Raw genomic sequence first — 22692 nt, forward strand, 5'->3', positions numbered from 1 at the left:
GCACTCCGGGCGACGAGTGTGCACTGAGGGTGACGAAACACGAAAACGCCCGCCCTGGACGCACGCTCAAAGCCGCCATTGCACACTCGAGGATCGAGAAGCCATCGCGTTGCGTACTCGGCGCAGGATGTCGTTCGGATGGTCCTCCTTGACCACGCGCACCACCGTCCATCCGGCCTCAGTGACGCGCTCGGCGCGGCGGATGTCCTTCGCATAGACCGACCGCCTGGTCTGGTGATGCTCGCCGTCGTACTCGGCGGCGACCATGCAGTCCTGCCAACCCATGTCCAGATAGACGAACGGAACGTCGCCGCCCGCCCGGACGGGGATCTGCGTCTGGGGAATCGGCAGCCCCGCGCGGATGAACAGCAGGCGCAGCCAGGATTCCTTCGGGGATTCCGCTCCCGCGTCGACCAGTTCGAGCACGGTCTCGAGCTGGCGCAGACCGCGCGCGCCGGGATGTCGCCGTGCCACCTGGCCGACGGAGTCGACGGTCAGGCCAGTCGCCCGAAAGAGCGCGTCGAGCCGTGCCACCGCGTGGCCGACCTCGCCCCTACGGCCCAGGTCGAACGCCGTCCGTGCGGCCGTGGTGACATGAAGACCGTTCACCAGCCGGCGTTCCCCCGCCAGCAGGACGTCGCGCCGCGTCGTGATGCCGCGTGGTGGGCGTGGGTTGGGGTGGATCAGCTCGATCGCGGTGGCCTCGTCGATCCAATTGGCCCCGTGCAGTGCGGCCGCCGCCAGCCCGCCGACGGTGGCCCCGCCACCCGCCCACAACCGGGCTGCCGCGACGCGTTGCCGCAGCGACGGCGTTGAGTTCTTCGACAGGTAGACGTCCGGAAAGAGCGCCCGGTACCGGGTGCGCAGCTGGTGTCGGCTCAACGTGCCGTTCGCGAGTGCCTCGCTACCGACGAAGGGCCCGCTCATCAGGGTCATGCCCGGACCCTGACCCACCCCTCCGACGTTCCCGCCCCCAGCAGCGGCGGTTGTCCACAGGAATGCCCGGGTTCGAGTGTGCGCTCCGGGCATCGAGTGTGCACTGAGGGTGACGAAACACGAAAACGGCCGCCCTGGGCGCACACTCGAGACCATCAGCGCACACTCGGCGCCGTCAGCGCACACTCGCCGATAGGCAGCCGACCGGATCGTCGAGCAGCGCGCGGAACGCCACCTCCGAGGCGCCGATCAACACCGACCGGTCGCCCAGTCCCGGCAGCACGATGCGCGGAGCCATACCGGGGATGCGCAGCGCCCGCGACGACATTTCTTCGCGCACATCGCGTTCGACCCAGCGGTACAGCGGCCGCAGGAAGCCGCCGAGCACGATGAGCTCCGGGTTGAGCAGGTTGACCACACCCGCGAGGCCGTGTCCGAGCCGGCGGCCCACCGCCACCAGCTCGGCCGGAGCCGCATCGAGCCGGTCCAGGTAGTCACCCACCTCGGCGAGCCGGTCGCTCGGGCACCCGACGGCGTCGGCCATCGCGGCAGCGCCGATCTCGGTCTCCCAGCAGCCGACCGCCCCGCAGTGACAGGTCCGCATCCCGGAGCCGAACGGCAGATGCCCGACCTCACCGGCGAATCCGGACATCCCGGTGACCGGACGACCGCCGGCGATCAGTCCGGCTCCGACACCGACTTCGCCTGACAGATAGACCAATTCGTCCACATTGCGGCCGACGCCGCGCAGGTGTTCGGCCAGCGCGCCGTGGTCGGCTTCGTTACCCAGGACCGGTCGCATCCCCAGGTCCAGCGCCTCGGCCAGCATGTCGGCCAGCGGCACGTCGCGCCAGTTCAGGTTGGGCGCCAACCGCACGGTTCCACAGTCGCGGGCGACGATGCCCGGCACGGCGACCCCGACGCCCACCAGAGCCGACTGTCCGGCACCGCGGAGGATGGCACCGGACAGTTGGTGGACCGTCGCCACGGTCGCCTGCGGGTCCCGATCGGACGGAACGTCGGCGCGGGCGGTGGCGAGCACCGCGCCGGCCAGTCCGATCAGCGCGACCCGCACTTCCGAGACCCGGATGTCGACAGCGAGGACGCAGGCCCGTGCGGTGGTGGTGACGCCGACCGACGGCCGGCCCGCCGCCGCCCGTTCCCCGGCGTTGGGCAGCTGCTGGCGAACCAGCCCGAGCTCCTCGAGCTCACCCACGAGATCGGCGATGGTGCTGCGGTTGAGCGCCATCGAGGTGGTCAGCTGCGACCGCGACAGCGGACCGTCCAGGTGCAGCCGGCGCAGCAGCGTGCTCAGGTTGTGCCGCCGGACCGTCTCCTGGTTGCGCACTCAGGCCAGACCGGTCGCGGAGCGCCGACGCCGGGAAATCGCGTCCACGCTGGCGGCGAGCAGCAGAACTCCACCGGTGACGAGGAAATTGATGTAGGAGGACTGGTTGAGCAGGCCGAGGCCGTTGGCGATGGTGGCGATCACGACGCCACCGATCACCGCGTCGACGGCTCTGCCCTTGCCGCCGAACAGGCTGGTGCCGCCGATCACTGCGGCGCCGACCGCGTAGAGCAGTGTGTTGCCCGCTCCGGAGGAGGCCGACACCTTGCCGGCGTACGAGGCGGCGATGATGCCGCTGAGCGCGGCCAGCGAGGAGCCGACCACGAAGACCGACATCCGGATCCGGTTGACGTCGATGCCGGCCCGGCGGGCCGCCTCCGGATTGCCACCGACCGCGTAGATGTGCCGTCCGTAGGAGGTCCGGGCCAGCACGGTGGTCAGCACGATGAGCAGGATCGCCACGATCGGCAACACGTAAGGGACACCGCGGATCTGGATGTTGGGGTTCACGCTCCGGTTCAGGCACAGCACGTAGGTGACGCCGAGCGCGACCACCGCGACCGCACCGATCCTGGCGGCCACCACGCCGAACGGCGCATGGTGCAGTCCCGCGGACACCTTGGCACGGTGCCGGTACAGCTCCAGTCCGGCGAATCCGAAGACCACGGCCAGCGCGCAGATCCAGCTCGCGGTGACCGACAGGTTCTGGATGGTGATGCCCCGGATCACCGGATCGTCGACCCGCACGGACCCGCCCTCGCCGATGAGTTTCAGTGTGACGCCCTGCAATCCGAGGAAGAAGGCCAAGGTCACCACGAAGGAGGGGATGCCCAACCGGGCCCGCAGCACGCCGATGGCCAGCCCGATGAGCGCCCCGCAGGCCACACCGGCCAGTATCGCGGCCCACCACGGCCAACCCAGGTCGACGACCGTCAGCGCCATCGCACATGCGGATACGCCGCCGGCCACCCCGGCGGAGAGATCGATGTCGCCGAGCAGCAGGACGAACACCAACCCCATCGCGAGCACGCAGATCGATCCGGCCTGGGTGACCAGATTGGCCAGGTTGAGCGCCGAGAGGAACCGGTCGTTGGCGAAGGCGAACACCACGAACAGCACCACGAGTCCGAGAACGGCGGGCAGCGAACCCATATCGCCACCGCGCACCCGTCTGACATAGGCGCGGACGGCTTCGGTGAAGCTCTGCTCGGTGCGCATATCGGCGGCGAAGTCGGCCTCGGCGAGTTGCCGGTTGAGTGTCGTCATCGGAGGTCCCTTCGCATCTACTGGGCGGCCTCGGCCGGTGCGAGGCCGAGGCTGCCGGAACGGCCCGCGGTGATCAGCTCGACCACCTGGCTGTGGGTCACCTCGGCGGCCGGCACCTCGGCCGCCACCCGGCCCAGGTACAGCGCGCAGACCCGGTCGGCGACCTCGAACACATCGGCCAGATTGTGGGAGATCAGCACCACGCCCACGCCTTGATCGGCCAGCCGCCGCACCAGGTCGAGCACCTGACGGGTCTGGGCCACCCCCAGCGCGGCGGTCGGCTCGTCGAGCAGCACCACTTTCGAGTTCCACAGCACCGATTTGGCGATCGCGACGGTCTGCCGCTGCCCACCCGAGAGACTGGACACCGGCTGGCGCACCGAGGTGACGGTGCGGACCGACAGCGAGGCGAGTGCCTCGCGGGCAAGGGTTTCCATGGTGGCCTCGTCGAGCATGCCGCGCCGTCTGAGCTCCCGACCCAGGAACATGTTCGAGACGATGTCGAGGTTGTCGCACAGCGCAAGGTCCTGGTAGACCACCTCGACACCCAGTGCCGCAACGTCGTTCGGCCCGTGCGCGGTGACCGGCCGCCCGTCGAACAGATAGGTGCCGCTGTCGATCGGGTGGATGCCGGCGATCGTCTTGACCAGCGTGGACTTACCGGCCCCGTTGTCGCCGACCAGTGCGGTGACCTCCCCGGGATACACCGCGAAGTCGACATCGTGCAGGACGTGGACCACGCCGAAACTCTTGTTGACGCCCCGCAGTTCGAGCAGCGGTTCGGTCATGTCAGCCGATCCCGGCAGCCGTGCACATCGCAGCGAACTGGCCGGTGCACACGTCGTCCTTCGACTGCCCGCCGTCGTCGAAGACCACACTGATGTTGCTCTTGGTGATCGGCTGCGGGTCCAGCAGCACCGAGGGCACGTCGCGGTTGCCGGTGTCGTCGCGGGAGGTCGCCGTCGTCTGCACCTGTTCGCCCCTGGCCAGGGCGATGGCGGCCTTGGCCAGCGCTTCGGCTTCCTCGCGGGCGGATTTGTAGACGGTCATGCACTGGGTGCCGGCGACGATGTTCTGCAGACCCTCCACCGTGGCGTCCTGACCGGTGACCGGAACCTGGCCCGCCCGCTGGTTCTTCTCCAGGATCGAGATCACCGAACCGGCCAGACCGTCGTTGGCGGCGTACACACCGTCGACCTTGCCGTCGGCGGCGGTGTACATCTGCTCGAAGATGGTGACGGCCTTGTCGGTGTCCCAGTCCGGCACCGCCTGCTCACCGACGATCCGGATGCTCGGCGTCTTGTCGATCACCGAGTGCGCGCCACCGGAGAACAGGGTGGCGTTGTTGTCGGTGGGGGAACCGTTGAGGAACAGCACATTCGACGGCCGGCCGCCCAGACAGTCGACGAGTCCCTGACCCTGCAGTTCACCGACCTTGGTGTTGTCGAAGGAGATGTACGCGTCGGCCGATCCGCCGAGGGTGAGCCGGTCGTAGTCGATGGTCTTGACGCCCTGGGCGGCCGCCTTCTGCTGGATCGAGGCCCCGCTGTCGGAGTCGAGGTTGACGATGGCCAGCACCGTGACGCCGTCGGCGATCATGCTGTCGGCGATGGTGGCCATGTTGTCGGCCGAGCCCTCGGCGTTCTGGATGGTGTAGGGCACGCCGGCCTGTTCGAAGGCACTCTCCAGCGCCGGCCGGTCCTTGGTCTCCCACCGCACCGAGGATTTGGTGTCGGGCAGGATCACGCCGATCTTGCCGGCCTGGTTCTGTCCGTCACCTCCCCCGCCGCCACCGTTGCTGCCGCACGCGGTGAGGGTGAGCCCCGCCCCGACGACGACTGCGAGCATCAGTCCGCTCATCTTCTTCATGATTCGCCTCTCTTCGACGGGTCTCTCAGCCACATTGAGGCCACACGAGGCCACCTTGGGTTTGTTGTTTCGGACAACATATAGCGTGACGCACGTCACGTCTACGGTTTGCGCCGATCTTGCCTCAGCGCGCCCCGAGCAGATGCTCGATGGCCAGCTGATTGAGCCGCACGAATCCGAAACCCTTTGCGCCGAAATATGCTTCGGCGTCGAATTCTTCGTAGGCGCTCCGGTCGGCCAGCAGCTCCCGGTAGCCCTCACCGGCATCTAGGGTCGGCCGCCGCAGCTCGTCGACACGGGCGGCTTCCAGGGCCGCGGCCACCTCGGGGTCCGACCGGAAAGCGGCCGCCCGCTCTTTGAGCAGCAGATACATCCGCATATTCGCCGCCGCCGACGCCCACACCCCGTCGACGTCCTCGGTGCGGCTGGGTTTGTAGTCGAAGTGGCGTGGGCCGTCGTAGGCCGGGCCGCCCCCGGGGCCACCGTGTTCGAGCAGTTCGACCAGGGAGAAGGCGTTGATCAGATCGCCGTGCCCGAAGACCAGGTCCTGGTCGAACTTGATGCCGCGCTGCCCGTTGAGATCGATGTGGAAGAGCTTGCCGCAGTAGAGCGCCTGGCTGATTCCGTGCAGGAAGTTCAGCCCGGCCATCTGCTCGTGGCCGGTCTCCGGGTTCACCCCCACCAGATCCGGGCGGGCCAGCGTGTCGATGAACGCCAGCGCGTGACCGACGGTGGGCAGCAGGATGTCCCCGCGGGGCTCGTTGGGCTTGGGCTCGATCGCGAAGCGCAGCGGGTAGCCCTGGTCGACCACATACGCGCACAACAGATCCAGCGCTTCGCGGTAGCGCTCGAACGCCGCGCGCACGTCCTTGGCGCTGTCGTATTCGCTGCCTTCCCGCCCGCCCCACAGCACGAAGGTCTGCGCCCCGAGTTCCGCGGCCAGGTCTATGTTGCGCAGCACCTTGCGCAGCGCGAACCGGCGTACGCCACGGTCGTTGCTGGTGAACCCGCCGTCCTTGAACACCGGATGGGTGAACAGGTTCGTCGTGACCATGGGCACCACCATGCCGGTGGCCTCCAGCGCCGTGGTGAGCCTGCCGATCTGCGCGCGCCGCTCGGCGTCGGAGGCACCGAATCCGAACAGATCGTCGTCGTGGAAGGTCAGCCCGTAGGCGCCCAATGCGGCGAGGCGTTCGACGGCCTCGACCACATCGAGCGGCGGACGGGTGGCCGCACCGAACGGATCGCCGGCGGTCCAGCCGATCGTCCAGAGGCCGAACGAGAATCTGTCCGCCGGCCCCGGGCGCGGACCGGACTGCGCGACAATCGCCGACTCGGTGAGGGACATCGCCGCCTCCTGGTTGAGATGGATGTGGATTTGTTCTGGCGGCGAACTTAAGATGTGGTCCATGTCACTGTCAAGGGTCGACCCGGCCCCGACCGGAACCAGCAGCGACGACGTCCGGCGGCGCAATCTCTCGGCCGTGCTGACCCTGGTGCACCGCAAGCGGTCGATCAGCCGGGCGGAACTCACCCGGCGCACCGGCCTGTCGCGGTCCACCGTCAAGGATCTGGTCGAAGAGCTCAGCGCCGCGGGTCTGGTCGGCGAAACCCAGGGCACCGCGGCCTACGGGGTGGGCCGGCCCAGTCCGCTGGTGCATCCCCGCGAACAGGTGCTCGGCATCGCGGTGAACCCCGAGATCGACGCGATCACCGTGGCGTTGGTGGCGATGGGCGGGGCGGTCCTCGACGTGATCCGCGCACCGACGACCGGGGTGCCGACCGCCGGGGACACCGTGTCGGTGGTGGTGGACGCCGTCGCCGGACTGCGCGCGGCGCTGGAACCGGAATGCGCCATCGCGGGTATCGGTGTGGCCGTCCCCGGACTCGTCCACGCCGCGGAGTCGACGGTGCGGATGGCACCGCACCTCGGCTGGCACGACGAGCGCATCGGCGACATGTTGACGCAGGCCACCGGGTTGCCGGTGCGTGCCGCCAACGACGCCAACGTCGGCGCGGTGGCCGAGCATCTCTTCGGTGCCCATCCGCAGGCCGACCACATGATCTACGTCAACGGCGGCGCCGGCGGGATCGGCGCCGCGTTGGTGATGGCCGGTGACGTGCTGCCGGGAGCGCAAGGGTACGCCGGCGAATTGGGCCATCTGTACGTCGGCGGGACCCGTGCGTGCGACTGCGGATCGACCGGGTGCCTGGAGACCGAGGTCTGCGCGACGCGCGACCCGGCCACCCTCACCCGGCAGGCCCGCTATCTCGGCATCGCACTCGGTGGGGCCATCAATCTGCTCAATCCCCGCCTCATCGTGCTCGGCGGATTTCTGCGAGCCTTCCCCGAAATGGCCTCCGAGGCACTGAACTCCGCGGTGGCCCGGCACAGTATGCCCGCTCCGCGGGAGCTGGTGCGGGTGGTCGCGGCCAGCCTGGCCGACCAGACCCTGACGATCGGAGCCGCCGAGCTGGCCTTCGCCCCGGTCCTCGCCGACCCCGCCGGATACCGCGCGGGCTAGATCACCTGCAGACAGGCCCGGGCGATGGCGAGCTCTTCGTTGGTGGGGATCACCAGCACGGTGGTCGGCGAGGCGTCGGCCGAGATACGCCGCGCGGCTCGGGCCGGACTCTCGTTGAGGTGTTCGTCGAGTTCGATCCCCAGCGGCGCGAGCCCGGACAACACGTCGCGGCGCACGGCGGCGTCGTTCTCGCCCACCCCGGCGGTGAACGTGATGACGTCGGTGGTGCCCAGCAGCGCCAGGTAGGCCCCGACGTACTTGCGCAGCCGGTGGATGTAGACGTCATAGGCCAACTGCGCCTGCTCATCCCCGGATCGGATCCGCTCGTGCAGTACCCGGAAGTCGATTTCACCGCCCAGACCGCGCACCCCGGAGCGCTTGTTGAGCATGGTCTCGATCTCCTCGACTCCCATGCCCGCGGTCCGCCACAGGTAGATCAGCAGCCCGGGATCGACGTCGCCGGAGCGGGTGCCCATCACCAGACCCTCCATCGGCGTGAGTCCCATCGAGGTGTCGATCGGGCGGCCACCGACGATCGCCGATGCGGACGCACCGTTACCCAGATGCAGCACGATCTGGCTGAGCGAGGCCGGCGGCGCGGCCAGATACGCGGCGGCCTGTTCGCTGACGTACTGGTGCGAGGTGCCGTGGAACCCGTAGCGACGGACGTTCCACCGGGCCGCCACCTCCCGGTCGATGGCATAGGTCGCCGCGGCCGCGGGCAGATCGTGGAAGAACGCGGTGTCGAACACCGCGACATGCGGCAGGTCCGGCAAGGCCTTGCGGGCGACCGCGATACCGAGCACCGCGGGCGGATTGTGCAGCGGTGCGAGAGCGGCCAGATCGGTGAGGGTGTGCACCAGATCGTCGTCGATCACGGTGGGCCGGTACAGATCCGGGCCGCCGTGCACCACGCGGTGACCGACTGCGGCCAGGCCCACCGATGCCAGCTCCGCGCCCGCCTCGTCGAACAGTTCGAATGCCAGGCGCAGTGCGGCCTCATGGTCGGGCACCCGGTCGTCGCGGGTGACCTCGCGATCGCCGAGCACCAGGTGGGCCGACGAGGAGTCCTCGCCGATGCGTTCGACCGTTCCGTCGGCCAGCGACGCACCCGAATCCGGCTCCACCAGCTGGAATTTCACCGACGACGAGCCGGAGTTGAGTACGAGCACCGTGCCGCTCATGAATCTCCCTGCGCCTGGATCGCGGTGATGGCGACCGTGTTGACGATGTCTTCGACCAGCGCCCCGCGCGACAGGTCGTTCACCGGCTTGTTGAGCCCCTGCAGTACCGGGCCGATCGCGATGGCGCCTGCGCTGCGCTGCACCGCCTTGTAGGTGTTGTTGCCGGTGTTGAGGTCGGGGAAGATCAGCACCGTCGCCCGACCGGCCACCGCCGAATCGGGCATCTTCGTCTTGGCGACCGACGGTTCGACCGCCGCGTCGTACTGAATGGGTCCCTCCACCAGCAGATCGGGCTCGCGTTCGCGAACGAGTTCGGTTGCTGCGCGGACCTTGTCGACATCGGCGCCGGTACCCGAGGTCCCCGTCGAGTAGGACAGCATGGCCACCCGGGGCTCGATGCCGAATCGGGCCGCCGTACGTGCCGAGGAGATCGCGATATCGGCGAGTTGTTCGGATGTCGGGTCGGGGACGATGGCGCAGTCCCCGTAGGCGAGCACCTGGTCGGCCAGACACATCAGGAAGATGCTCGACACCGTGTTCACATCGGGCAGCGTCTTGATGATCTCGAACGCCGGACGCACGGTGTGGGCGGTGGTGTGCGCCGCCCCCGAGACCATCCCGTCGACCATGCCGTTGTGTACGAGCATGGTGCCGAAGTAGGAGACATCGTGGATGGTCTCGCGCGCCTGCTCCACCGTGACGCCCTTGTGCTTGCGCAGCTCGGCGTATTGTTCGGCGAACTCGTCGCACAACTCGCTGGTACGCGGGTCGAGCACCACCGCCTCGTCCAGGTCCAGTCCGAGTTCGGCGGCCCGGGAACGGATCTGGGATTCCTCACCGAGAATGGTCAGGTCGGCGACGCCGCGCTGCAGTAACCGGCCTGCCGCCTTGAGGATCCGGTCGTCTTCCCCTTCGGGCAGCACGATGCGCTTACGGTCCGACCGGGCCTGGTCGAGCAGCTGATAGGTGAACATCTGCGGTGTGACCACCGCCGGGATCGGGATGGCCAGCCGGCCGAGCAGATCGGCGGTGTCGACGTGGGTGTCCATCAAGGTCAGCGCGGTGTCGATCTTGCGGGCCGAGTCGGCGGTGACCCGCCCGCGCGTCTCGGCGACACGCCGGGCGGTCTCGAACGTCCCGTAGTCGGTGGTGACGATCGGCAGGCGCAGCTTCAGGCCGGCGACCAGGTCGGCGATGGACGGGTGCAATTGCAGGCCGCCGTTGAGGATGATTCCTGACAGCGACGGAAACCCCTCGGCGACATGAGCACTGGCCACCGCCAGCACCACGTCGGAGCGGTCGCCCGGCGTCACCACGGCGACGCCTTCGGTGAGCCGCTCGAGGACGTGTTCGGCGGTCATGCCGGCCACCAGCACGTCCATCGCCTCGCGGCCGAGCAACCGTTCGTCGCCGCTGCGCACAGTACCGTCGACCGCGTCGCACAGTTCGCGCATCGACGGCGCCACCAGCAGCGGCTCCTCCGGCAGCACATACGCCTGCGGCCCGTCGGTCCGCTGCAAGGCCGCACCCACCGCGGCGAGTTCGGCTGGCGCGCAACGGTTCGCCACCACTGCGGCGGTGTGGGCGTGCTGGGCGGCGATCTCGTCGAGACAGACCTCGACCACCTCCGCGACGTCGGCGGGTGTGCGGTCCTTGGCCTTGACGGTCAGCACCACCGGGGCGCCGAGGTTGGCGGCGATGCGGGCGTTGACGGACAGTTCGCTGGGGCTGGCCACGTCGGTGAAGTCGCTGCCGACGATCAGGACGGCGTTGCACCGGTCGGCCATCCGGTGGAACCGGTCGACGATGTCGGCGATCGCCCCGTCGGGATCGTCGTGGATGTCGCGGTAGCCCACCCCGACGCAGTCCTCGTACGGCAGACCGGCGGTGGCCCGCGCCAACAGCAGCTCGAGGATGTAGTCACGGCCCTCCGCGCGCCGGGCGATCGGCCGGAAGACCCCCACCTTGGGGACCGTGGCCGTCAGCCGGCTCAGCAATCCCAGAGCGACGGTGGATTTACCCGTGTCACCCTCGGGGGAGGCGATGTAGATGGCGGAAATCTGATCGGATGAGCGGTTGCCGTCGACCACCCGGCCAGCTTAGCCATCTCGTTCGGGCGCCACGCTGCCTCACGGTGCGGGCGGTAGACCTCCGCCGCATTCCCGACGCCAATCGGCGAACGCCTCCTCCAGCGAGTACTCCTGGGTGAAGCCGATGTCGGTGAGCCGCTCGGCGCTGATGTTGGTGTCGAGATGCAGTTTCTGGATACGCCTGGGATGCACACCGAAGCGGGTGCCGGCCGGATCCACCACGGCGAACGGGGTGGCCGCCGCCAGCGCGAAACGATAGGGCACCGTCGGCGGATGACGGTCCCACCCCCACGCCTTGTTGATGGCGTCGACATGGTCGCGGATGGTGGTGGGCTGCGGGTAGACGGCGTGATAGGTGTCGTGCGGGCCGTCGTCGTCGATCAGCCGCACCAGCAGCCGGACCATGTCCTTGAGGTAGATGCAGCTCTTGACGGTGTCCTCGCGGCCGATGTAGCCGAACCGGCGCCGGCTCAGGCCGCGGACCAACCGCGACATGTTGCCCTGATCGCCGGGGCCGAACACGACTCCGGGCCGCACGATACGCAGGCGACGCCCGGAGTCGGCCACCTGCCAGGCCCGCAGGATCTCCTCGGCCTGCAACTTGCTCGCCCCGTACGCGGTGTCCGCATCGCCGAAGTCGCCCTCCGCGCGCCGCCAGGGTCCGGCGGCGAAGGCCATCATCGAACTGGTGAAGACGATGTTGCGCACTCCCGCCTCGTCGGCCACCCGGCAGAGCCGCCGGGTCGCCTCGGCGTTGTTGGCGAAGTAGTCCCGCCAGGGGAAGCCGGGTTCTTTCGACAGGGCGGCGAGGTGGACGATGGTCGGCGGACACGGGTGCGGAAGATCCTCCGCGCTGAGGGTCTGGAGGTCCAGGCGTAGTGAATCCGGGCCCGGCTGCGCCGCCCGGTCGACGCCCACGACGGGGCGGCCGAGTTCCCGCAGGCGGGCCACCAGTGCGCTGCCGATGAATCCGGCGCTGCCCGTGACGAGGACGGCGTCGTCAGCGCTCATCGGGACGCCCACCTGACCGTGCTCATCCATCCCCCGCGACGCGTCGACATGACGATCCCCCTCCCTGGTTCAACAGACCAACGTTCACCACTCAACCCCGCGATCGGCCCTACGTCGAACCGAGTGCTCCACGGTTCCCGCGCCGCGCCTCGGTGAGGTGCTCGGCCAACCGCACTCCCAATGCGAGCCCGTACAGCGTCGGATTGGCCTGACTCGACGTGGGCAGCACCGAGGTGCTCGCGACGTACAGTCCGCGTACCCCGTGGACCTGCAGGTCGGTGTCGACGACACCCCCCTGGGCGTCGGTGGACATCCGGGTGGTGCCGCTCTGGTGGAAGCCGGCGAACCCGCGCATGAACTCCCGCACCGAAGCGGCGGGGTCGTCGGTCAACCACTCGATGTGGCCGACCCCGTGGTCGCGCAGGTGGGTGTCGATGAGTCCCACTGCCCTGCGGGCGTATTCGTACTCGTCGTCCGAGAAGTGCAGGTGGGTCCGGATCTTTCGCATGCCGAGCGCGTCGCGCTCGTCGGTGAGTTCGATCCGGCTCTCCCAGTGCGGGAGCTGCTCGCCGTGGAAGTGCAGCAGGTAGCGGTTGTCGGCGCTCTTGACGAAGAAGCCCGGCGCCTTGCGACCCTTGCGGATCAGACGGGCGTAGGAGAAGGTCACCGCGAATCGCAGCGAACCGAACAGGTCGCGCACGACGTTGCGCAGATGCGCCCGGATCTGCGGGGGGCCGCCGGTCTTGGTGTGCGTCTCACGGATCGCCTCGGCGAGCAGAAAACGACCGAGCGGCGAGATCAGCGCCAGGTACACCCCCGAGAGTATTCCGCTGCCGTGTGCCGGGTCGCTGATCGGCGGATTGACCAGCCAGACCGCGACATTGGGCAGACTCTGCTCGAGTTGGATCTCAGGGCTGAGGGTGAACCGCCGCCGGACGTAGACGCCGTCGTTGTCGCGCTCGTGCTGGTGGATCACCTTGTCGGTGCTGAACTTCACGCGGGCGAACCGACCCTCGACATGGGTCATGTACCAGCGACCGAGGTGACCACCGGCATTTCCCAGCCCGGCCGGGTGCTGCCGGTCCGAGGCCAGCAGCAGGCGGGTCGCCTCGATACCGCCGGTCGCAATGACGTAATCGTTGGCGACGACCCGACCTTCGCGGCCGTCGAGGGTCTTGACCACCAGGTGGTCCACGGCGTCCCCGCCGGGGACGGTCACGATCTCGGTGCACGTCAGCCCGGTCCACAGCGACAGGGTCGGGGCGTTTTGCAGGTCGGCCCGGTATTCGCGGCCGAAACGCGTGGGCAGCGCCCAGCGCTCGAGATCGGTCGTGCGGACGTCACCGTCGGGCAGGCCGACGACCATGTCTCGTTGCGCGAGCTCCGGAACCGCCCGCGCGTTGAACACCGCGCGGCCGCACTGCGCCCAGTCGCAGGCGCGTTGCACGTACGGTTCGACATCCTCGTAGCGGATCGGCCACGGTGACTGCGCGGTCAGCGGACGATTCTCGAAGTCGATCGGGTCGTACGCCACACAACGCCCACCCCAGAGCTCCGATGCGCCTCCCAGAGCTCGACGCAGCGCCAGTTCACTGCGGGTATGGAAGTAGTCGTCCTGCCGCGAATCGAACGCCGCGAGGTCCTGTGCGACGTGCTCGGTTCGCTCGAGACCGCTTTCGATGAGCGCCACCTCGACGCCCGTCCTGGCGAGCTCCAGCGCCACGGCGATACCGATCGGGCCCGCCCCGACGATCGCGACATCGGTCTCGATCGTCATGCCGGGGACGAACTCGTCACGCCCCCGGATCACTCGTGCCCTCTGCGAACTCCTCGACGAGTCCGAGGAACCGGGTCAGCGTCTCGGCATCGAATGGCGACGCGACCGCATTGGCCGCTTCGGCGACACGCTCGGGCTTGGTGGTGCTGTAGAGGATGGCCCGGGCTGCCGTCGCCCGCGCCGCGGATCCGATGATCAACTTCGCGAGCACACCCGGGGCCAACGGGTCGATCTCGAGCGCATCGCGCCACCGCGACGTCATCCGGGGGTCGGCGTGCAATGCCGCGGAAAGCATTCCGTACGGCCGGTTCAGCACACCGAAGGTGATGTCGGCCGGCCGCGGCGAAGGATGGAGCACGTCACTGCGAATCTGGTCCACCCCCTCGGGGGCGAACGGTGCGGCGAAGTCCACCTCGAGACCCTCGTCCTGAGACACCCCCCAGGCCCTGATCTTGCCCTGCGTGCGGGCCCGCTCGAAGAACTGGCGAAGCTCTTCGGTGGCCACGGTGTCCGACGGCTCGGGGCCGTGGACGAACAGGATGTCGACGTAGTCGACCCCGAGTTCGGTCAGACTCTCGTCGAGGCTGCGGGCCGCGACGGTGGCGTCGTACACCCGGGCGCTCGCGCTGGGCTTCTGCCGGCTCTTGACGGCGGCCCGCAGGGCCGGCGCCTTGCGGAGCAGAGCGCGCGCGGGGGCCTGGAATCGGGCCAGCCGCTGGACCGTGGGAGAGACCTCGATACCGAATTTGGTCGCGATGGTCACGCTGTCGCGATCGACGGTGCGCAGGAATGCGCCCAGCTCGGCCTCCGCCTTCCCCAGCCCGTACATACGCGCGGTGTCGAAGTGGGTCATCCCGTTGTCCACGGCGCTGGCGAGGACGGCCATCCGCTCCTTGCGGGAGGGCGACTGCATCAGACCGCCGCATCCGAAACCGACGGCGCTCACCGTCAGCTTCGGCCCCTGGAGTTCGACCTTCCCCACCATCGCGCGCCCCCCGACCGTCGTCAGTCCGAATCGTCTGTGCTGTGGGCTCCGGCCCGTCTGCGTGTCCGGCGGTTCGCCCGCCGACGCAGAGAGAGGATGAGCGCCACCGCCGCGATGACCACGACGGCCGCGACCACGCCTGCGGTGATGTAGGTGTTGCGCGAGGACGTGGAGGCCTGCGCCGCCGTCGGCTCGATGTTGTCGTTCGACCGGATCGAGATGTTGGTGGGGGTACCGGCCGCGCCGGCGGCGAGCACGTCGCCGGTCAGCTGCGACCACTCGGCGGCCGACCCGTCGAGGTAGCCGAACAGCGGCTCCACCAGCGCCCAATCGCCTGTCGTGGTGACCAGGACGACTGCACGGTCGTGCTGAGGATCGGCGAAAGCTTGGATCGAACCCAGCCCTCCGTCGAGGTTGACCTGAAGCTCGGCCGGTAGCCGGAAGTTGACGATCGACCCGTCACCGCTCACCGGTGGCTTCAGCGAGGTCTGTTGGATCGCTTTGGAATTGGCCACGATCAGCGCCCCGGTGTCGGCGTCGACAGCGGTCGGGAGGTCGACGACCCGCGGCGTCATCTCGGTCCTGTTCTGACGCGCGATCGCGGCGACGACCCGGGTGGCGTAGCCGAGCTGATCGGGTCCACTGCCGTCGAGCGCCACCAGGAATTCCGGGCTCAGTTCGGAGGCCGACGCAGCGAAACCGCCGCGCGGCGCCCCGCCCCGGTGCATGGTCAGCGTCGAACGCGGATCGATTTGGAACGTCATCGGCGCCAGCAGCGGCCCACATGGTTGGTCGGGGGTATAGGTGAGCGCGACGTCGAGGTTGACCCACTGCTGGTCGAGCAGCGGACCGTCGAGGCTGAACTTGGCGTCCAACTGCCCGGAGGTGTCGAGTGTGGACCGGTAGACGACGCGATCCAGGGAGCGGATGACGACCGAAGCCGCGTCGCCGGTGGGCACGGGCGTGTAGTCGGCGAGCAGATGAACGTCGACCTTGTCGAATCGCGAACCCAGAGCGGTCCGCTGGATACCGACCTGGACATTGCCGGTGCCGAGGGTGTTCGTCTTCTCGCCACCCACACCCAGCTCTTCGAACGTCAGTGTGTCGCCGATCTCGGTGACATCCGAACCGGCCTGGTCGACGCGAGCCGCGCTGACCTGGGCCAGCGGCTGCAGTTGATTCGCGATCAGCGAGATCTGCTCCGACAGCCCGTCGCCGTCACCGGAGATGCGCAGATACGCCTCCGGCGTCCCGGGGTTCTGCACGCTCAGACCCGGATCGCCGGTCTCGACGACGACCGCACGATCCAGCCCGGCCGCCGGCGGCGGGACTGCACCCCGCGGTTGGTTGACGACCGCGACGGACAGCGGTTGGGCGCCATAGGAACGCCCGAGCGCCGATGCCAGGGTCAGCACGGCCTGCTGTTCGGCGGCGTTGGCATCGACCGGTGCATAGATGGTGACCCTGGCGAGCACCGGGGCGAAGAAGTTCGCCACGGTGGTCACCGGAAGCTGCGTCCCGGCGAACACGGTGGCCAGGTTGCTGAGCTCCAGTCGCGGAAGGGGGCGGCACACCCGATCACCGTTGTCGCGTGCCCGGATGACGAACGACAGGTCGACCGAGGAGTCCTTGACGCGTGCGGCGGATATGTCGACGTCGAACGGTGTCATCACCACACCGGGGGCCATCTGCGGGATGTCCACCGACGCCAGGAAATTGCCGTCGCCGTCATCGATCTCCAGAAAGCCCTCGGTGATCTCGGTCGGCGTATGAACCATGCCCTGTAGCCGCACGGCGGTCAGCCCGGCCGGCACCTTGACGCTGTAACTGCTGCGCCCGTCGCCGTACAGAGACAGCGATGTCGGCATCCCCAGGGCCGACCACGGCAACGTCACACCCGTCGGTTCGCCGCCGTCGGCGGGTTGGGCGGATGCCGAACCGGCCAGCGAATCCGCGAGTGTCATCGGCAGCAGGAGCACCATCACCATGGCGGCGAGCGCGCGCGCCAAGACGCTGCGAGTCACCATATGTCCCCGCGCCGGCGGCGGACGCAAACGGGGACCGAACCGATCGAATTCACGCAGTTCCACTTTCGAGAGTCTTCGCAGTCCCTGACGAGCTGGCCGGATTAGTACCCTAGCAGGGCAAGTGTGGCAAATACGGTTGTGTTGTGCGATGTCCGGACGGGCCCGATCACCCCGGGTCGGCGGGGGCACCGCCGGCGGAAATGGAGTCTGCTGAACATGGCGGGGCGAATGGCACCTCGGGTGCTACCGTCTTCGCCATGCGCGATGCCCTGTTGGACGTTCCCCTCATCCTCTGGTGAGTCCGCGGGGTTCATTCCCAGAAGGAGACGCGGTGGGGACTTGCCACGACAAGGGCGAATACCATTCGTGACGACATTCGTTCTTGAGACTCGGGGAGTCGATATTCCGGCCCCGTGGATGGCCGTGCGGCAGGTTCGGTGAGGTATGGACCTTCGTAGTTACAGCAGCAGGTTGCTGCGCCGTTGGCGGGTCTTCCTGGTCGTCTTCGTCGTCGTCGGCGCCGCGCTGACGGGGGCGGGATTTCTGGTTCCGGTGTCCTACGAGGCCAGCGTGCGGGTAGTCGTCGCCCCCAACCTCGCGCCGGGCACTCCGATCGAGACGCGCCAGATCGCCGATCTCTACCTCACCAGTCGCATGAAGACCTACGCCCAACTGGCGACGACCAATCAGGTTCTGCAGCCGGTCATCGACTCGCTCGGCCTGGATACCACGGTGATCGACCTGGCCGAGGACATGGACGTGACGATCCCGTCGGGCACGTCGGTGATCGACCTGGCGGTCTCCGCGCCGACGGCCGACCAGGCGGCGGCCACCGCCAATCGCATCGCCAACGAGATGCCGTGGGCGGTGGCGAATCTCGAAGGCGCCGCAACGGTCGCCGAGTCGCCGGTTCAAGTTTCGGTGCTGCAGCCTGCCGACATACCCCTGCACCGGTCGTCGCCGAAGACGGTGTTGAACATCGTCATTGCGATCGGCCTGGCCTTCATCGCCGGTGTGTTCGCCGCCCTGGTGGTGGACAACTACGACACCCGGGTGCGACGGCGCCGCGACGTCACCGGGCACGCGCCCTATCTCGGCGGCATACCGAAGGCCGAGCACGCCAGATCGAGAGATCTGCTGGACTTCAGCCAACAGTCAGCCGACCTGCAGGCGGTCCTGCGCCGGATCTCCATCGACATCCTGTACGCGGTCGGTACGACACCGGCGCGCCTGCTCTTCACCTCACCCCGGACGGGCGCCGGAAAGACGATGGTGGCCGCCAATGTGGCCGGTGCGCTCACCGAGGCCGGAAACCGGGTGCTGTTCGTCGACGCCGACGTCCGAGGCGGCCGCCTGGCCGCCCAGGTCGGCCTGCCGCAGACCCGGGGCATCACCGATCTGGTGTCCGGCCGCATCGGACTCGACGAATCGGTGTTCCGGATGACGCGGGCCGGATTCGCCGTCATCCCCTGTGGCGGAAGCGCCATCGACGTCGGCGAGATGCTCGCCGGCGAGCGGTTCGCCGAGCTGATGAGGGTGTTCGCCGAACGGTACGACGTCGTCATCGTGGACGCCCCGCCGGTGAACAACCTCAGCGACGCGTCGCGCTTCACTCAGAACATCACCGACGTGGTCGTGGTCGCCGAAGCGGTCACCACGCGACGCGCAGAGCTGATGCGAGTCACCGGTTCCTTGCGACAGGCCGGCGCGCGAACACTCGGCGTGGTGTTGTCGCAGGCTCGCCACGACGAGGACCCGGCCGCGGCCGACCAACAACAGGTTCAAGGCGCCACGGATGTGGGGATCCGGTAGGCGACGTCTGTCGACATCTGTTTGAGAGAAGGCCGGGGAAAGACTCATGACTCTGCTCATCGTCACGCCGATGTACAACGAAGCCGACAACGTGGCGGGTCTCGTCGCCAGCTTGGGAGCGCAGCGCTTCAAGGACTTCGACTGGGTGGTGGTCGACGATGGCAGCACCGACGGCACCGCAGACCGGCTGGCGGAGGTCGATACCGAGAATCTCGCCACGGTGTTGTCGAAAGCCAACGACGGCGGGCTGATCGCCGGCTCGGAGTTCAGATCGTGGCGCTTCGGCGTCGAACGCGCTCTGCCGCAGAAGCCCTATTCGCATGTGATGAAGCTGGACGCCGACGCGCGACTGGCTCCTGACTATCTGGAACGAGTCGTCGATCTCGCCCGCGGCACCGTCGGCATAGCCGGCGGCGTCATCGTCACCAGGGGGATGGCTGAACAGAAATTCCATGTTCCCGGCGCGGTCAAGCTCTACACCATCGATGCGTACCGAGCGACCGAGTCGATCCCGGCCGCGCACGGTTTCGACGCCATCGACGAGGTCGCCGTCAGCCTGGCGGGGCTGGAAACCCAGGTGGATCCCGGTGCCCATTTCGAGCTGACCCGCGCAGTCGGCGCGAGTGCGGGTGAGGTCCAGGGCCGGTACCGCAATGGCCGAACGTGCCGGTGGATAGGCTACTCCTTCCCCTACTTCCTCGTGCATTTCGTCCGCTATTTCGCTCGGCGTCCCTATGTGGTCGGCGCGTTCGCGTTGCTGTGGGGATATCTGAGTGCGGGCGGCGGGCCGTTCGCACCTGAGCTCAAGAAGGCGCATGCCCGGATGCAGCGCGCCAAACTCGCGCGGGCACTGCGCAATCCCCTGGGCTTCTGGCGCGAGGCCTACAAGATCTGACCGCAGCGTTCGGCAATATCTGGGCACGTTTGCTGGCCTATACTCGACCGATGAACACGCCGGCCGAAAAGCCACTCTCCTATGCGCTGGTGACGCCGAGCTTTCGCCTTGACGTGGACCGCTGCGCAATGCTCGTCGAGAGTGTGGAACGTTGGGCCGCACCGTATTTGCGGCACTACCTGGTCATCGACCGGCGCGACGTGCCGATGTTCAGGTCCTTCGAGTCGTCGCGGACGCAGATACTGATCGTCGAGGACATCGTCCCGAATTGGCTGGTGCGGATACCCGGCATACGCAGATTCTGGTTCAGCTTCCGCACCCGGCCGGTCAAGAACTGGATACTGCAGCAGATCGTCAAATTGTCGATTCCCAATGCCGTCGACGACGACATCCTTCTCTATACCGATTCCGATGTGTTCTACGTGGCGCCCTACGATCCGCGCGCCGACGAGCGCGACGGCAAGGTGCCGTTGTTCATCGAGACCGGTCAACGTGGCCTGATCCGGAACAACGATCACTGGCACGCCGTGAGTTCGCGTCTGCTCGGCCTGCCCGTGGAACCGAGCTATGACACCAACTTCATCGGCAACGCGATCTGCTGGCGTCGGGACAACGTGTTGGAGATGCAGCGGCGGATGGAGAGCGTCGCCCACAAGGGCTGGGAACGCGCGGTGGCGCCGTTGGGTGGATTCTCCGAGTACATCCTCTACGGTGTGTACGCGACCCAGGTTCTGGGCGATGCTTCCGGGCATTGGCATGACGACACCATCCGGACCTTGAACTACTGGGATCCCGTCCCGCTGGATCTGACTGGGCTCGAAGAGTTCAAAGCCAGGCTGACGCCGGAATATCATTCGGTGATGGTGTCGGCGAAGTCCAGAACTCCGGTGGCCGACATCCGCAAGGTGTTCTTTCAGTAGGTGCGCCGTCAGAATGTGTAGAGAGTCGTTCGGAAGCGACTCCCTTTCACCACGACTTCACACAGGACCTCAGCCGCGCTCACCGCAATGCCGAACGGCGGCTGTTCGATGTCGACTCCGCTCTGCACGCTCAACCGGATATCGGGTCCGGTAGCGATGTCGATGTTGGGCTCGAAGTCCGGATCGAGCGGCAAATTCTCGGTCAGCACCAATCTCGGGTAGGTCGTCCGAATCTTCTCGAGTGCGCGGGAAATGGCCGCGTTCGAAAGATGTTGCAGCACCTGTCGGACGAAAGCGATGTCGCCGGGCGGCAGATCGTCACGAGCTATGTCGACCAATCGGAATTCGACGTCCGATCCGCTGAAGCGCGCGCGGTTCTGCTCCAAGAGCCCCGTGACGACATCGCAGGCGACGTATCGGTTGCACAGCGGCCGCAGTGCGGATCCGATCGCGAAATCTCCGCAGCCCAGGTCCACCGCATCCGGCGGTGTGTCGAAGGACTCGAGTAGCCGAGAGACGCTGGCGATGTAGGGTTCGACCACCGCGGAGTGGTGGGACCCGAAACCCGACGAATACCGTTCGCCTTCCGGACCCACACCCCACATTCGCTTTTCGTAAACGGCCTCGAATACCGCTTGCGGCGAATCGCTGCCGACTGACCGGCTGAATTCTTTCAATCTATGCCGGGACCGCATTGCCCGCACACGCAGCGGGACAATTCGTCGCAGGCCCCGGTGAATCGCGTTGTAGACCCGGGACACATTCGGCAGCGTATCACCGTCGCCGATTCTTCACGCGGCGAAGCCAATGGCCTCGCCCGGTGCGAATGCCGTTAGTCGAAGACATCACGGCGTCATAGGCGCGGATGAGATTGGGCACTTCGTAATTCCAGGCGAGCTCGTTTTGGACGCGACGCTGGCCGAACTCCCCCATGCGAGTGCGCCGGTCGGGGTCGTCGAGCAGTTCGACGATTTTGCGCGCCAGGTCGACCGGGTCGTTCTTGGCGGCGTACAGCGACGCCTCGCCGGCGGAATACCGCCCTTCGGTCAGATCGAATTGCACGATGGCTTTACCCAAGGCCATGTACTCCATGATCTTGTTCATCGTCGACTTGTCGTTCATCTCGTTCGCGACGTCTGGATTGACGCAGATATCGGCCGTGTTGAGCATGTCGAGCAGTTCATCGTCGGGGACCCGACCGGTGAAGGTGACGTACTCCGCAATGCCTTCGGACAGCGCGAGCTGTCGCATCTCCTCCAGGGAGGTGCCCCCGCCGACCAGTCCGACGTGAATGTCATGACGATCCATCACCTCGACGATGTGCTTCACCGCGAGGAGCAGAAGATCGATGCCCTCCTGCTTGCCCATCACGCCGACATAGCCGACCAGATACCGTTTCCCGCACTTCAACTCGGGTTTCGGCGGGACCATCTTCAATCGCTCGAGCATCGGCCCGCTGCGCACCACGAAGACCCGCTGCGGATCCATGCCGCCACGCTCGATCGCGATCCGACGATAGGACTCATTGGTTGCTATCGAGACATCGGCCGTGCGGAAGGTCGCACGTTCCAGCCAGACCATGACTTTCCACAAGAGGCCGCGGCGGCCGAATTTCGCGACGTAGAGCTCGGGCATTATGTCGTGATGGTCGAACAGGAATCGAGTTCGGGAGAATAACTTGAAGAACAGGCCCACCAGGAAGAAGAAGTCCGGTGGGTTGCACGCATGGATGACGTCGAAGCCGCGCTCGCGCCGGACCTTGAGCGCCAATCGGAACGTATGCCACAGCGCAGTCGAATACTCGGCCAGATAGCTGAGCGCCCCGTCCCCTTCCGTGGGAAGCCTGAACCGGTAGACGTGGATTCCCGCGACCACGTCGCGCAGCTCCTCGTAACCCTTGCCGGTCGGGCAGATCACGGTGACCTCCCAGCCGTGATCGCGCAGGGTGGTCGCCTCCTGCCAGACGCGTCGGTCGAACGGTACGGGCAGGTTCTCGACCAGGATCACCACCCGCTTGGGTCGGTCGGCCGCTTCCGGATTCACGGGC

At 67.4% G+C, this 22692-nt stretch carries 18 protein-coding genes; 4 read left to right on the plus strand and 14 right to left on the minus strand.

What is annotated here, in order from left to right; genetic code table 11:
• Positions 1-66: 66 nt before the first annotated feature.
• From ACN27E_RS14810 to xylA, 6 genes are all read right to left on the minus strand, one after another.
• The gene (locus ACN27E_RS14810) at positions 67-927 is read right to left on the minus strand and encodes a hypothetical protein (RefSeq protein ID WP_422749883.1); all 861 of its coding nucleotides are present in this window, start codon (positions 925-927) and stop codon (positions 67-69) included.
• Between the two features lie 184 nt (positions 928-1111).
• Positions 1112-2284, minus strand: coding sequence for an ROK family protein (locus tag ACN27E_RS14815; RefSeq protein WP_422742527.1), 1173 nt, complete (start codon positions 2282-2284; stop codon positions 1112-1114).
• Entirely contained in the window at positions 2285-3550 is a 1266-nt protein-coding gene (locus ACN27E_RS14820) for a sugar ABC transporter permease (protein ID WP_422742528.1), read from the minus strand.
• A 17-nt stretch (positions 3551-3567) separates the two neighbouring features.
• Positions 3568-4338: an ATP-binding cassette domain-containing protein gene (locus ACN27E_RS14825; protein WP_422742530.1), complete on the minus strand. Its 771-nt coding sequence runs from the start codon at positions 4336-4338 to the stop codon at positions 3568-3570.
• A gap of 1 nt (position 4339) precedes the next feature.
• Complete coding sequence (locus tag ACN27E_RS14830) at positions 4340-5419, minus strand: sugar ABC transporter substrate-binding protein (RefSeq protein ID WP_422742532.1); 1080 nt, start codon at positions 5417-5419, stop codon at positions 4340-4342.
• Between the two features lie 124 nt (positions 5420-5543).
• Positions 5544-6767: a xylose isomerase gene (gene xylA, locus ACN27E_RS14835; protein WP_422742533.1), complete on the minus strand. Its 1224-nt coding sequence runs from the start codon at positions 6765-6767 to the stop codon at positions 5544-5546.
• 61 nt (positions 6768-6828) lie between these two features.
• Between xylA and ACN27E_RS14840 the strand changes: the two genes are divergently transcribed.
• Positions 6829-7944 (plus strand): ROK family protein, encoded by a 1116-nt coding sequence (locus ACN27E_RS14840; RefSeq protein WP_422742534.1) that lies wholly within the window; start codon positions 6829-6831, stop codon positions 7942-7944.
• Here the strand turns inward: ACN27E_RS14840 and ACN27E_RS14845 are convergent.
• The 6 genes from ACN27E_RS14845 to ACN27E_RS14870 form a co-directional block, all read right to left on the minus strand.
• On the minus strand, positions 7941-9128 hold the full coding sequence (locus ACN27E_RS14845) for an acetate kinase (RefSeq protein WP_422742536.1): 1188 nt from the start codon (positions 9126-9128) through the stop codon (positions 7941-7943). The genes ACN27E_RS14840 and ACN27E_RS14845 overlap by 4 nt on opposite strands.
• Complete coding sequence (gene pta / locus ACN27E_RS14850; protein ID WP_422742537.1) at positions 9125-11218, minus strand: phosphate acetyltransferase; 2094 nt, start codon at positions 11216-11218, stop codon at positions 9125-9127. Before pta ends, ACN27E_RS14845 begins: the two co-directional genes overlap by 4 nt.
• A 39-nt stretch (positions 11219-11257) precedes the next feature.
• Entirely contained in the window at positions 11258-12229 is a 972-nt protein-coding gene (locus tag ACN27E_RS14855) for an NAD-dependent epimerase/dehydratase family protein (protein WP_422742538.1), read from the minus strand.
• A 109-nt stretch (positions 12230-12338) separates the two neighbouring features.
• Complete coding sequence (locus tag ACN27E_RS14860) at positions 12339-14039, minus strand: GMC oxidoreductase (protein ID WP_422742539.1); 1701 nt, start codon at positions 14037-14039, stop codon at positions 12339-12341.
• Positions 14023-14958 (minus strand): aldo/keto reductase, encoded by a 936-nt coding sequence (locus ACN27E_RS14865; protein ID WP_422749884.1) that lies wholly within the window; start codon positions 14956-14958, stop codon positions 14023-14025. Before ACN27E_RS14865 ends, ACN27E_RS14860 begins: the two co-directional genes overlap by 17 nt.
• Before the next feature lie 53 nt (positions 14959-15011).
• The gene (locus ACN27E_RS14870; RefSeq protein WP_422742541.1) at positions 15012-17015 is read right to left on the minus strand and encodes a hypothetical protein; all 2004 of its coding nucleotides are present in this window, start codon (positions 17013-17015) and stop codon (positions 15012-15014) included.
• 447 nt (positions 17016-17462) lie between these two features.
• Here ACN27E_RS14870 and ACN27E_RS14875 point away from each other — a divergent pair, with 447 nt between their 5' ends.
• The 3 genes from ACN27E_RS14875 to ACN27E_RS14885 are packed head-to-tail and all read left to right on the plus strand — an operon-like array spanning position 17463 to position 20645.
• On the plus strand, positions 17463-18830 hold the full coding sequence (locus ACN27E_RS14875) for a polysaccharide biosynthesis tyrosine autokinase (protein ID WP_422742543.1): 1368 nt from the start codon (positions 17463-17465) through the stop codon (positions 18828-18830).
• Between the two features lie 46 nt (positions 18831-18876).
• Positions 18877-19725 (plus strand): glycosyltransferase family 2 protein, encoded by an 849-nt coding sequence (locus tag ACN27E_RS14880; RefSeq protein WP_422742544.1) that lies wholly within the window; start codon positions 18877-18879, stop codon positions 19723-19725.
• Positions 19726-19775: 50 nt separating this feature from the next.
• Positions 19776-20645, plus strand: coding sequence for a DUF6492 family protein (locus tag ACN27E_RS14885; RefSeq protein ID WP_422742546.1), 870 nt, complete (start codon positions 19776-19778; stop codon positions 20643-20645).
• 8 nt (positions 20646-20653) lie between these two features.
• On the opposite strand, the gene ACN27E_RS14890 is transcribed toward ACN27E_RS14885, so the two are convergent.
• Both ACN27E_RS14890 and ACN27E_RS14895 read right to left on the minus strand, forming a co-directional pair.
• Positions 20654-21406 carry a class I SAM-dependent methyltransferase gene (locus ACN27E_RS14890; protein ID WP_422742548.1) on the minus strand — a complete coding sequence of 251 codons (753 nt, stop codon included), beginning with the start codon at positions 21404-21406 and terminating at the stop codon, positions 20654-20656.
• Positions 21407-21419: 13 nt separating this feature from the next.
• Entirely contained in the window at positions 21420-22688 is a 1269-nt protein-coding gene (locus tag ACN27E_RS14895; RefSeq protein ID WP_422742549.1) for a glycosyltransferase family 4 protein, read from the minus strand.
• Positions 22689-22692: the final 4 nt, after the last annotated feature.

This window comes from Mycobacterium sp. WMMD1722 (assembly GCF_049315205.1).
Taxonomy (GTDB): domain Bacteria; phylum Actinomycetota; class Actinomycetes; order Mycobacteriales; family Mycobacteriaceae; genus Mycobacterium.